Source organism: Mycobacterium sp. (assembly GCF_004298145.1).
In the GTDB taxonomy this organism is placed as follows: domain Bacteria; phylum Actinomycetota; class Actinomycetes; order Mycobacteriales; family Mycobacteriaceae; genus Mycobacterium.
Window position 1 is genome coordinate 53,187 of the sequence record NZ_SCRH01000026.1, and the last position, 11,943, is coordinate 65,129.

At 67.3% G+C, this 11,943-nt stretch carries 12 protein-coding genes and 1 pseudogene; 8 read left to right on the forward strand and 5 right to left on the reverse strand.

All coding sequences use genetic code 11. From position 1 onward, the window contains the following. Position 1: 1 nt before the first annotated feature. From EPN51_RS09835 to EPN51_RS09865, 7 genes are all read left to right on the forward strand, one after another. Positions 2-1,120: a Xaa-Pro peptidase family protein gene (locus tag EPN51_RS09835; protein WP_293041195.1), complete on the forward strand. Its 1,119-nt coding sequence runs from the start codon at positions 2-4 to the stop codon at positions 1,118-1,120. 52 nt (positions 1,121-1,172) lie between these two features. After that, positions 1,173-1,397 (forward strand): hypothetical protein, encoded by a 225-nt coding sequence (locus EPN51_RS09840; RefSeq protein ID WP_293041198.1) that lies wholly within the window; start codon positions 1,173-1,175, stop codon positions 1,395-1,397. 126 nt (positions 1,398-1,523) lie between these two features. Next, on the forward strand, positions 1,524-2,087 hold the full coding sequence (gene efp / locus EPN51_RS09845; protein WP_293041200.1) for an elongation factor P: 564 nt from the start codon (positions 1,524-1,526) through the stop codon (positions 2,085-2,087). Beyond that, the gene (nusB, locus tag EPN51_RS09850; RefSeq protein ID WP_293041202.1) at positions 2,084-2,593 is read left to right on the forward strand and encodes a transcription antitermination factor NusB; all 510 of its coding nucleotides are present in this window, start codon (positions 2,084-2,086) and stop codon (positions 2,591-2,593) included. Before efp ends, nusB begins: the two co-directional genes overlap by 4 nt. Further along, positions 2,590-2,991 (forward strand): antitermination protein NusB, encoded by a 402-nt coding sequence (locus tag EPN51_RS09855; protein ID WP_293041204.1) that lies wholly within the window; start codon positions 2,590-2,592, stop codon positions 2,989-2,991. The genes nusB and EPN51_RS09855 overlap by 4 nt, the downstream gene beginning before the upstream one ends. A gap of 95 nt (positions 2,992-3,086) precedes the next feature. Then, positions 3,087-5,948, forward strand: coding sequence for an aminotransferase class I/II-fold pyridoxal phosphate-dependent enzyme (locus EPN51_RS09860; protein ID WP_293041206.1), 2,862 nt, complete (start codon positions 3,087-3,089; stop codon positions 5,946-5,948). Between the two features lie 433 nt (positions 5,949-6,381). After that, entirely contained in the window at positions 6,382-7,764 is a 1,383-nt protein-coding gene (locus EPN51_RS09865; protein ID WP_293041208.1) for an ATP-binding protein, read from the forward strand. Here EPN51_RS09865 and EPN51_RS09870 read toward each other — a convergent pair. From EPN51_RS09870 to EPN51_RS09880, 3 genes are read right to left on the reverse strand one after another with little or no spacing between them, the layout of a single operon-like run. Further along, positions 7,746-8,414 carry a response regulator transcription factor gene (locus EPN51_RS09870; RefSeq protein WP_293041210.1) on the reverse strand — a complete coding sequence of 223 codons (669 nt, stop codon included), beginning with the start codon at positions 8,412-8,414 and terminating at the stop codon, positions 7,746-7,748. The two genes, EPN51_RS09865 and EPN51_RS09870, sit on opposite strands and share 19 nt — an antisense overlap. A gap of 33 nt (positions 8,415-8,447) precedes the next feature. Further along, the gene (locus tag EPN51_RS09875) at positions 8,448-8,774 is read right to left on the reverse strand and encodes a hypothetical protein (protein WP_293041213.1); all 327 of its coding nucleotides are present in this window, start codon (positions 8,772-8,774) and stop codon (positions 8,448-8,450) included. A 53-nt stretch (positions 8,775-8,827) separates the two neighbouring features. Continuing rightward, on the reverse strand, positions 8,828-9,655 hold the full coding sequence (locus EPN51_RS09880; RefSeq protein ID WP_293041215.1) for a hypothetical protein: 828 nt from the start codon (positions 9,653-9,655) through the stop codon (positions 8,828-8,830). 71 nt (positions 9,656-9,726) lie between these two features. Between EPN51_RS09880 and EPN51_RS09885 the strand changes: the two are divergent. Beyond that, positions 9,727-10,077, forward strand: a pseudogene (locus tag EPN51_RS09885) (HEAT repeat domain-containing protein); the annotation flags it as partial. Here EPN51_RS09885 and EPN51_RS09890 read toward each other — a convergent pair. Both EPN51_RS09890 and EPN51_RS09895 read right to left on the reverse strand, forming a co-directional pair. Next, complete coding sequence (locus tag EPN51_RS09890; protein ID WP_293041217.1) at positions 10,078-10,617, reverse strand: GNAT family N-acetyltransferase; 540 nt, start codon at positions 10,615-10,617, stop codon at positions 10,078-10,080. Between the two features lie 12 nt (positions 10,618-10,629). Next, complete coding sequence (locus tag EPN51_RS09895; protein WP_293041390.1) at positions 10,630-11,835, reverse strand: serine hydrolase domain-containing protein; 1,206 nt, start codon at positions 11,833-11,835, stop codon at positions 10,630-10,632. Between the last annotated feature and the right edge of the window lie 108 nt (positions 11,836-11,943).

Here is an 11,943-nt window from a genome sequence, read left to right on the forward strand (position 1 = left end):
CGTGACACATTCTCAGCGTCGAGACAGGCTCAGGGCACAGCTTGAGACCAGCGGACTGGATGCGCTGCTGGTCACGGACCTGGTCAACGTCCGTTACCTCTCCGGATTCACCGGGTCGAACGGTGCGTTGCTGGTGTTCGCCGATGATCGCGGCCCCGTGCTGGCGACCGATGGGCGCTACCGAACCCAGGCCGCCGAGCAGGCGCCGGACCTCGAAGTCGCCATCGAGCGCGTACTGGGGCGCTACCTGGCCGGCCAGGCGGCCGAGGCGGGCGCCCGAAAACTGGGCTTTGAGAGCAACGTGGTCACCGTCGACGGATTCGACGCGCTGACCAGTGAGCTGGAGGGCCGGAAGGCGGCCACCGAGCTGGTGAAGGCCGCGGGGACCGTCGAAGCGTTGCGGGAGGTCAAAGACGCCGGCGAGGTCGCCCTACTGCGGCTGGCCTGCGAGGCGGCCGACGCCGCACTCACCGACCTGGTGGCGCGGGGCGGCCTGCGGCCCGGCCGCACCGAACGCGAGGTCAGCCGCGAGCTGGAGGGCCTGATGCTCGACCACGGCGCGGATGCGATCTCGTTCGAGACCATCGTGGCCGCGGGCCCCAACTCGGCCATCCCGCATCATCGCCCCACCGACGCGGCGCTGGCCGCCGGCGATTTCGTCAAGATCGACTTCGGCGCGCTGGTCGGCGGTTACCACTCCGACATGACGCGCACGTTCGTGCTCGGCAAGGCCGGTAAGGTCGCGGCCTGGCAGCTGGAGATCTACCTACTGGTCGCCGAGGCGCAGCGGGCCGGCCGGGAGGCGCTGCACGCCGGCGCCGACCTGCGCGGGGTGGACGCCGCGGCCCGCCAGGTGATCGCCGACGCCGGCTACGGCGAGCAGTTCGGCCACAGTCTCGGCCATGGCGTGGGCCTGGAGATCCACGAGGCGCCGGGCATCGGCGCCACGTCCACCGGCACACTGCTGGCCGAATCCGTGGTGACGGTCGAGCCCGGCGTCTACCTGCCCGGGCGCGGCGGCGTCCGCATCGAGGACACCTTGGTGGTGCCGGAAAAGGGCCGCGCGCAGGCCCCGGAGCTGCTGACCAAGTTCCCCAAGGAGCTGGCCGTCCTGTCCTGACGACGCCCGCGAGCCCCTCCGGGGGCTTGCCCCCGCGAGTAAGGTCGGGTGCGTGAACGGGGTGGCACGGGGGTTGGCACGCCTGCGGGATTTCCGGTGGGACATGTACGCCCAGCCGCTACGAGAGACGCGGCTGGAAATGCAGATCGTCTATTTCGCCGTGCACATTCCGTTCGCCGGCGGGGTCACGCTGCGCGTCCCGCTCTTGACGATGATCAAGCCGTTGCCCTCGCCTGAGGAGCCATCCCGGGTCGACCGCGAACAGGCCCACCGCTAGCGGCGTTCCGTCCGTCGGCCCCCGACCCCGGCCCGCGGGCCGCGGCAGGCGAGCACTCTAAACTGGCCGACAAGCTACAGACAGTTCCGTAGACCACTGTCCATCCTCGAGGAGACATACCGAACCGTGGCAAGCACTGCCGATTTCAAGAATGGACTGGTGCTGGTGATCGACGGCCAGCTGTGGCAGATCGTCGAGTTCCAGCACGTCAAACCGGGCAAGGGCCCGGCGTTCGTGCGGACCAAGCTGAAGAACGTGCTCTCGGGCAAGGTCGTCGACAAGACGTACAACGCCGGGGTGAAGGTGGAGACCGCCACCGTGGACCGGCGCGACACCACGTATTTGTACCGCGACGGCTCGGACTTCGTGTTCATGGACAGCCAGGACTACGAGCAGCACCCGCTGCCGGAGTCGCTGGTCGCCGACGCCGCCCGCTTCCTGCTCGAGGGCCTGCCCGTGCAGGTGGCGTTCCACAACGGCGCGCCGCTGTACATCGAGTTGCCGGTGTCGGTCGAACTCGAGGTCACCCACACCGAGCCCGGCCTGCAGGGCGACCGGTCCAGCGCCGGCACCAAGCCCGCCACCATGGAAACCGGGGCCGAGATCCAGGTGCCCCTGTTCATCAACACCGGGGACAAGCTGAAGGTGGACACGCGCGACGGCAGCTACCTGGGACGTGTCAACGCGTGAGCCGGCCCGTTAAAGGGCGACATCAGGCTCGCAAGCGTGCCGTCGACCTGTTGTTCGAAGCCGAGGCGCGTGGATTGAGCCCGGCGGAGGTTGTCGACATCCGTACCGGGCTGGCTGAGGCGAACCCCGAAATCGCGCCCCTGCAGCCGTATACGGCCGCGGCGGCGCGGGGCGTCGGCGAACACGCGGCACACATCGACGACCTGATCAGCTCGCACCTGCAGGGCTGGACGCTGGACCGGCTGCCCGCCGTGGACCGCGCCATTCTGCGTGTCGCGGTGTGGGAGCTGCTGTATGCCGACGACGTGCCGGAACCGGTCGCCGTCGACGAGGCCGTCCGGCTGGCCAAGGAGCTGTCCACCGACGATTCGCCGGGCTTCGTCAACGGGGTGCTCGGGCACGTCATGCTGGTGACGCCGCAGATCAGGGCGGCCGCAGCGGCCGTTCGGGGCGCGGTGGGTGACGACGCCGCCGACACAGCGGAGGACCACGGACCGCAGCCATGACCCGGTTGGAGCTGCGCCTGGTCGTTGCGGCCGTGCTGGCTGCGACGGTGGTGGTGGGTGCGGTGGTGTGCGCCGCCTACGGGTGGACCGTCGTCGCCTCGGTGCTCTCGATCTACGCGCTGGGGGTGGGCGCCTGGCTCTGTCACTGCGTCGAACGGGTGGCCGTCGCCCGCCGCATCAGCACAGTGCGCTCGGCGGCCAGACCGCTGCAGCCGCTGCTGCCGGTGATGGCCGCGATCATGGGGCTGACGCAGGGCGTGGTGCGGGCGCTCAGCGACGTCACCGACCTGCCGGCCCGCCGCCTGGAGCTGCCCATGCTGCGGTGGGCGGACAGCACCCGGGGCAATCGGCGCCTCATAGACGGTGACGTCGAAAGTGACGACGAGCCGGATCGCTGATCAAGCTGAGGTGAAATGACCACGGGCGCGGCGCGGCGGGTTGACAATACGAGCTGGACCGCAGCGGCGGCGATCCGAGAAGAACAGGTGAGGTCATGATTCGATACAGCACCCAGCCGCGGCGACTTCGCGTCTCCGCGCTGGCGGCGGTGGCCAACCCGTCGTACGCCCGTGTTGACACCTGGAACCTGCTCGACGACGCGTGCCGTCACCTCGCCGAGGTGGACCTCGCCGGACTGGACAAAACCCACGACGTGGCCCGGGTGAAGCGCCTGATGGATCGCATCGCCGCCTACGAGCGGTACTGGCTGTACCCGGGCGCGGAAAATCTGGCGGTGTTCCGCGCCCACCTGGAAAGCCTGTCCACGGTGCGGCTCGCCGAAGAGGTCTCCCTGGCCGTGCGGTTGTTGAGTGAATATGGGGACCGCGCAGGGCTTTTCGATACATCCGCGCCGCTGGATGACCAGGAATTAGTCGCGCAGGCCAAACAGCAGCATTTCTACACCGTGTTGCTCGCCGACGACGCGCCGGGCACCGCACCGGACAGCCTGGCCGAATGCCTGCGGGCGCTGCGTTGTCCGTCCGACGACGTGCAGTTCGAGATCCTGGTGGTCCCCAGCGTCGAGGACGCCATCACCGCGGTCGCGCTCAACGGGGAGATTCAGGCCGCGATCATCCGCGACGACGTGCCGCTGCGCTCCCGCGACCGGCTGCCGCTGATGAACACGCTGCTCGGGCCCAACGAGGACGCGGGCGACGTCATTCCCGATCGCGCCAACGACTGGGTGGAATGCGGCGAATGGATCCGAGAGCTGCGGCCCCACATCGACCTGTATCTGCTCACCGACGAGTCGATCGCGGCGGGCGACGACAGCGAACCCGACATCTACGACCGGACGTTCTACCGGCTCAACGACGTCACCGACCTGCACAGCACCGTGCTCGCCGGGCTGCGAAACCGTTATGCCACACCATTTTTCGACGCCCTGCGCGCGTACGCGGCCGCACCGGTCGGCCAATTCCACGCGCTGCCCGTCGCGCGGGGCGCCAGCATCTTCAACTCCAGGTCGCTGCAGGACATGGGGGAGTTCTACGGCCGCAACATCTTCATGGCCGAAACCTCCACCACCTCCGGCGGTCTGGACTCGCTGCTGGACCCGCACGGCAACATCAAAAAGGCGATGGACAAGGCGGCGCGCACGTGGAACGCCGACCACACCTACTTCGTCACGAACGGGACGTCGACCGCCAACAAGATCGTCGTGCAGTCGCTGACCCGCCCCGGCGACATCGTGCTGATCGACCGCAACTGCCACAAGTCGCACCACTACGGGCTGGTGCTGGCCGGGGCCTACCCGCTGTACCTGGACGCCTATCCGCTGCCGCAGTTCGCGATCTATGGGGCGGTGTCGCTGCGCACCATCAAGCAGACGCTGCTGGACCTGGAAGCGGCCGGGCAGCTGCACCGGGTGCGCATGCTGCTGCTGACCAACTGCACTTTCGACGGTGTCGTCTACAACCCGCTGCAGGTCATGCAGGAGGTGCTGGCGATCAAGCCGGACATCTGCTTTTTGTGGGACGAGGCGTGGTACGCCTTCGCCACCGCGGTGCCGTGGGCCCGGCAGCGGACCGCGATGGTGTCCGCCGAGCGCCTCGAGCACATGCTGGTGTCGCCGGAATACGTTGAGGAATACCGGAAGTGGGCGGCGACCATGGAAGGGGTCGACCGTTCGGAGTGGGTCGAGCGTGAGCTGATGCCCGACCCGGCCAGCGCGCGGGTCCGTGTCTACGCGACGCACTCCACGCACAAGTCGCTGTCGGCGCTTCGGCAGGCGTCGATGATCCACGTCCGCGACCAGGATTTCAACGCGCTCACCCGCGATTCATTCGCCGAGGCATTCTTGACCCACACGTCGACGTCGCCGAATCAGCAGCTGCTGGCGTCGCTGGACTTGGCGCGCCGGCAGGTCGACATCGAGGGCTTCCAACTGGTCCGGCAGGTCTACGACATGGCTCTGGTCTTCCGGCACCGGGTCCGCAAAGACCGGCTGATCAGCAAGTGGTTCCGCATCCTTGACGAATCCGACCTGGTGCCTGAGGAATTCCGGGAGTCGTCGGTCAGTTCGTACCGCGAGGTCAGGCAGGGCGCGCTGGCCGAATGGAACGAGGCGTGGCGCTCCGACCAGTTCGTGCTGGACGCGACGCGGGTGACGTTGTTCGTCGGCGCGACGGGGATGAACGGTTACGACTTCCGCGAAAAGATCCTGATGGAGCGGTTCGGCATCCAGATCAACAAGACATCGATCAACAGCGTGCTGTTGATCTTCACGATCGGTGTCACCTGGTCGAGCGTGCACTACCTGCTCGACGTGTTGCGAAGGGTGGCAATCGATTTCGACCGCATCGAGAAGGCGGCCAGCGTCGCGGACCGGGCGCTGCAAGAGCGTCATGTCGAGGAGATCACCGAGGACCTGCCGCACCTGCCCGACTTCAGCGAGTTCGACGTCGCCTTCCGGCCCGTCGACGAATGCAACTTCGGCGACATGCGGTCGGCCTTCTACGCCGGATACGAGGAGTCCGATCGCGAACACGTGCTGATCGGCATGGCCGGGCGACGCCTGGCCGAGGGTAAGACGCTGGTGTCGACGACGTTCGTGGTGCCCTACCCGCCGGGCTTCCCGGTGCTGGTGCCCGGCCAGGTGGTCTCCAAGGAGATCGTCTACTTCCTCGCCCAGCTCGACGTCAAAGAGATCCACGGTTACAACCCGGATCTGGGGTTGTCGGTCTTCACCGAGACCGCGCTGGCACGCATGGAAGCGCAACGCAACGCCGCGGCGGCCGCGGTGGGTTCGGTGACCGCGGCGTTCGAGCTGCCCGCGGACGCCTCCGGCATGAACGGGGCGCGCAACGGTGCCAACGACGCCCAAGCGGTGCCGTCGGTCGCCGACAACACCTGAGCCCGGGGTCAGCCGGGGGTCGGAGCCGGGCCGGCTCCGCACGTGATGCGAGCCGCGGTGTGCGGTGCGTTGGCCGGCCAGTCGGAAATGCCTCGCCGGATTCCTTGGATGATGGCGTCCCCGCTGGCTGAAGCCGTTTCATTGCAGCTCGAACTGAGGGTATTGAACGGGCTCGGGTCCGCGGCGGCCGGTGCTGCTCCCAGCACACCGGAGCCGAACGCGAGTACGGCGACGAGCAGCATTCGTGTCATTCCACGGCCACTACTACGACTCGGGCGTGCATTACCAGACATGACCGTGTCAGCGTAGGACGAGGGTGCTGAGAAGCCGCTGAGAAGTGTGCTGAGCTCGGTGTTTTCAGCCGGGCCGCGGGCTTGGGAGAATCAATGGCGTGCGGATACCGGGTGTTTGGCCGTTTCGGCGAAGTGGGCGCGTGCGCCCATGGTATTTCCCGCGCTGGGGCATCTCGGCGCGTTCGGCCGCGGTCTCGGCGGTCGTCGTTTTCTGTGCGCTCGCCATTTCCGGTGCAATATTGGACTTCATCGTCTACCGGTCGTTATTGGCCGGTGTCGATTATGCGTCCGCTGAACGAGTCCGCGATATCGCGGAGGATCTGCGAACCGGTGGGCCCGACCACGTCGACCGCGCCCTGATGAGCACCGATCAACGGGTGGTTGCAGTCCAATTGGTCGCTCCCGATGGCAGGGTGGTGACGCGGTCCGCCTCCGCGCCCACCGCACCGTTGGTCCCCGTTACCGACTTCGACCGCAGCCCGCGCCAAGGTCTGCCCGACGATGCGGTGCTGCGTGATGACATGCGGGTCAGCGGGCAAAGGGTCGCAACCGCGTCCGGTGTCTACACGGTGATCGTGGGCGGGGGCAGCGAGGCGGTGGAGGGGATCGCGTGGAAGGTAGCGCTGCGGCTACTTTGCGGCGCGCCGATCATCGTCGCAGTGGCGGCGACCGTGACGTACTGGCTGGTTCGCCGATCGCTGAAGTCGGTGGACGCGATCCGCGCGCAGGTGGCCGAGATTTCGACGTCTGACCTAGCCGAGCGGGTGCCGGTACCGGAGAGCCATGACGAGATTGCGGCCTTGGCGGTCACCATGAACGACATGCTCTCGCGTCTCGAAGCGGGTCACCGTGCACAGCAACGTTTTGTCGGCGACGCGTCCCATGAACTGCGCAGCCCGATCACCACCATCATCTCCGGTCTGCAAGTGGCCGAGGCCCATCCCGATCTGCTCGATGCCGAGCTGGCGGTGAACACGCTGCTTCCCGAGGCGCAACGCATGCACGCCCTGATCGAAGATCTGCTGCTGCTGGCCCGCGCCGACGAGCAAACCCTGCTCCGGCGCAAAGAGCAGGTGACTCTCGACGACCTTGCGCAGGCCGAAGCCGCTCGCGCGCAGCGCGAAGCGCACTGCGTCATTCACACCGACACTCGGCCGGTGTGTGTGGACGCCGACCCGGTGGCTATGTCACGCATGATCCGCAACCTCGTGGAAAATGCTGTGCGCCATGCGGTTTCGTATGTTGCGATCGGAGTATCCAGCCAACAGGGAATGGCAATCATCACCGTCAGCGACGACGGCGCCGGGATCGCCGCCACCGAACGCGCCCGGGTATTCGAACGTTTTGTGCGCCTGGATTCCGATCGCGCGCGCAGTGGCGGCGGGGCCGGTCTGGGCCTGGCGATCGTCGCGGAGGTCGTCGCCGCGCACGGCGGCACGGTCACCATCGACGACCGGCCAGGCGGTGGAACCGCACTGACGGTGACGTTGCCTCAAAACGCTTCTCAACACAGCAATCGGTAACCGACACCCCGGATCGTCTCGATGGTGTTGGTACCGAACGGAGCGTCGATCTTGCGACGCAGATATCCCACATATACCTCGACCACGTTGTCGGGGCCGTGATGATGCGCATCCCAGACGTTCTGCAGTATCTCCGCCTTGGTCACGACCACGTCCTTGTTGCGCATCAGGAATTCGAGCACCCCGTACTCGCGGGGAGTCAAGGTGATCGGGGTCGAATCTCGTTGGACCGTGTGCCGGGCGGGATCCAGCGCCAGCGATCCGGCCTTCAACACTGCCGGCCGCGCCGGTGCGCCACGACGAACCAGCGCGCGCAGCCGCGCCACCAGCACCCGGAACGAGAACGGTTTCGTCAGATAGTCATCGGCACCCAGATCGAAGGCATCGGTCTCGTCGTACTCACCGTCCTTGGCGGTCAGCATGAGCACCGGCGTCCACATATTTCGCGACCGCATCCGGCGCAGCACCTCATAACCGCTGAGGCCGGGCAACATGATGTCGAGAATGACTACGTCAAAGCGGTTTTCGGTAGCCTCCTGCAGGCCATCGACGCCGTTGGCGGCGGCGACGACGACGAATCCCTCCGCCTTGAGCCCCCGGGCCACTGTCGCCGACAGCCGCGGTTCGTCCTCGACGAGCAGGACCCTCATGCCTCAACGCTACGTCGAGCGCCGGGTGCGGACCTAGTCGGGCCAGCGGGCCTCAATCAACACCTCGGCGAAGGAGCCGCCCATGCGGCAAAATCGATTGGTCGTCATCCACACGACGCCGGGTTTTTCCAGCGTGATGCGCGCCGGGTACCCAATCAGGGTCTCACCGGGATTGGTGTGACTGAAGAATGTCGTGCGGTCGTCTACGCCTACGTCGACTTTCCAATCGGGCCACGGTTGGTCGAGGAAGTCACGGTTGAACCACATCGTTGGGCATTCTTCAATCCGGCGTTCCCTCAAGCCCATCGGGGGAAGCATCATGACGGGCGTTCGTGCAAGCTGCCGCGTGACGGGTGGCATGTCCGAGACCGTACGGCCAAAACGCTGTGAAATCGTTGAGAGTCACAGGACGGTTATGTTGCTTGCTGGTCGGGCTGCTCGACGTCGGTACCCGAATGGTCTGCTGCCGCATCATCTTTAGCCTGACCGGGGTGACGGCCGGGACGCTGCGGCACGACGACGAGCAAAACCGCGATCAGCGCCGCGAGCACCGCCGAGGCGAGCGGGCGGCTCCAGGCCAGGCCGCCGTCGGCGACCGGCTTGTCGATGAAATCGCCGACCGTGGCGCCCAGCGGCCTGGTGAGAATGAACGCAACCCAGAACAGGGTGACGCGGGAGACGGTGCTCCAGTAGTAGAGGGCCGCGACCACGATCAGACCGGCCGCGAATACCAAAGCGCCGCGTTCATAACCGAAATCGCGCGTATCGGCCAGCCAATCGCCGAGCGCGGTGCCCAGCGTCTGCGAGAACGTGATGGTCGCCCAGTAGAAGGCCTCCACTTTCGGCGTCGAGACGGTGGAGACCGAGACGCTGCCTTGCGTTGCGCGCCAGAGGCCCAAGGTGGCCAGCAGGCAAGCCAACAGCAGCAGTGACCCGCCCGTGTAGCCGATCCCCAGCGATCGGTCGGCGAAATCGGCCAGCACGGTGCCGAACGTCGTCGACGCCACGATCGTCGCCCAGTAGAGGGTCGCATGGAATCGCTTGGCGAAGATCTGCGCACCAGCCAGCGTCACCAGCGCGACGCCGAAAATCACGACCCCGGCGGCGTAGCCCCAATTCAGCGTCATCGTGACGGTATCGCCGCCGGTCTCGCCCAACGTCGTCGCCAAGACCTTGATGACCCAGAAGCCCAGGGTGACCGCCGGCACCTTGGTCAACGCGTGTCTCGATTCGTCAGTCATCCACGGCCATCTTCCGTTGTCGCCGGTTGTGCACGCCTACGATAGCGCGCGTCGGGTTCTGCTCACCAAGATCACAAGGCCGGCGGATCGCCGCGGGTGGCGCAATGGCGTCGCTCAGAGGGGCCGCCCCGGCTGGCCGAGCCGTGCGCCGGCTGGTCGCCGACACCGACCCGTTGGTCCGCGCCGCCGGCCTCGCCGTGTTGGGTGAATTGGGTTGCGGCCAAGACGATTACAGGGCGGTCAAGCGGGCCGCTGCGGGAGCCGGCATGGCAGGTGCGCGAAGGCGCGGCACGCGCGCTGGCCGGGTGGGCGGGCCCGCTGCGCGTGACGCGCTGGGGATTGCGCTCCAGGACAGCGACGCCGATGTGCGCGCCCCCGCGCGCCGGGCGCTCGAACACGGCGGCGTGGTGGGAAAAAGGTAGTCAGCGCAGGATCTTGGCGTAGAGCAGGCTGTCCTGCGGCTCGGGGCCCATGGTGGGGTAGACGGCGTGCCGGGCCAGTCGGCCCTCCAAGAAGAAGCCGGCATGCTCCAGCAGGCGTGCGGAGCGCTCGTTGTCGACACTGCACGTCGCCCAGACGCGATACACCTCGCGATCGGCGTCGAGCGCGGTGAGCAGCATGCCGAGCACCTCGGACATCAAACCCTTGCCCCACCAGCGCCGGCCAAGGCAGTAGCCGATCTCGACCGAGTGCGGTGCCGTGCGCCGACAGCTGGCCAGCCCGATGACCTCGCCGCGATGCCGCAGCTCGATGACCCAGGTCTTCTCGTCGGCGCTGGCGTTGAGCTTTTCGGTGATCACCCGCCGCGTCGCCGCCACGTCGGGATGCGGCGCCCACAAGAGATACTTGGTGACTTGCGGATCGCGGGCGACCCGCTGGAAGAGCGCCCCGGCGTCGTCGATCGCGGGCGGGCGCAGCGTCAGCCGCGGCCCGTTGATGCGGTCGGGTGGGTAATCGGCCATGGCGATCCGCCCTTAGAGGCCGAGCGCGCGATAGGTGTTGCGGACGAATCTCGGTTGTGCCGTGCGGAGTTTGGCCAGCGACGTGTTGCCGGCGACGGCCGTGGCGGCGTCGGCGGTCAGGTCCGGCAGATTCTGAATCAGATAGATCAGGATCAGATCCGCGGCGGGGTCGGCCTGCCACCAGGTCCCGTAGGCGCCGGGCCAGCTGAACGTGCCGACACCGCCGGGCCCGAATAGCGGTGTGCTCCTTGCCGGATCGGTCACCACCGACAGATTCAGCCCGAAGCCCCGGCCCACCCAGTACGGCGCGCCCAGGAAGTTGTGCCGCTTCTGCTCGTCGGTGAGCCGGTCGGTGCGCATCAGCCGGACGGATGCCTCCGACAGCACCCGCGCACCGTCGACCGTTCCGTCGCCGAGCAGCATCCGCACGAAACGCAGGTAATCGTCGGCGCTCGACCACAACCCGCCACCGGCATTGCAGAACGACGGCGGCGTGAGGTGCGGCGGGCCCATCACGCCGTGCTGCAGGCGGCTCTGCTCGTCGAGCGAGTACATGGTCGCCGCGCGGCGCCGGGTCTCGGGGGTGACGAAGAAGCCGGTGTCGGTCATGCCCGCCGGACCCAGGATCCGTTCGTCGAGAACCTGGTGGAACGGCTTGCCCTCGATGCGGGAAGCGATGACGCCCAGCAGGTCGATCGAATGGCTGTAGGTGACGCGGTCACCGGGTTGATGCACCAGCGGCAGCTTCGCCAGCTCGGCCAGCCAGGCGTCCGGGCCCTGATTGAAGGGCAGCCGCATGTAGGCCTTGGAGATCGGCCCGGACACCGAGAATCCGTATGCCAGGCCGCTGGTGTGGGTGAGCAGATCCTCGATCAGGATGGCGCGGTTCACCGGGTGCGTTCGGTCCAGCGGGCCGTGCGGATCGTCGAGCACCCGCACGCCGGCCAGCTCCGGTGCCCACCCGACGACCGGATCCTGGAGCTTCAGCTTGCCCTCGTCGACCAGGCTCAGCACCGTCGCGACCGTCACCGGCTTGGTCATCGACGCGATGCGAAACAGCGTGTCCCGCTGCATCGGCAGGCCCGCGTCCACGTCGCGATAGCCGATTTCGTTGACCTGCAGCAGTTCTCCGTGCTGCCATACCACCGTCACCGCACCGGCGAGCAGGCCTGCGTCGCACACTTCCCGGACGGAGGCCGCGTTGCCCTCAAGGGCCAAGCGATTCACCCGGTCAGGTTAGCGGGCCGGTGAGGAAAGCCGATCAGCGCCGCTGCACGCGGACGTACCGGGACGCCTGTCGAAGGCCGTGCGCTTCGGTCCCATGCG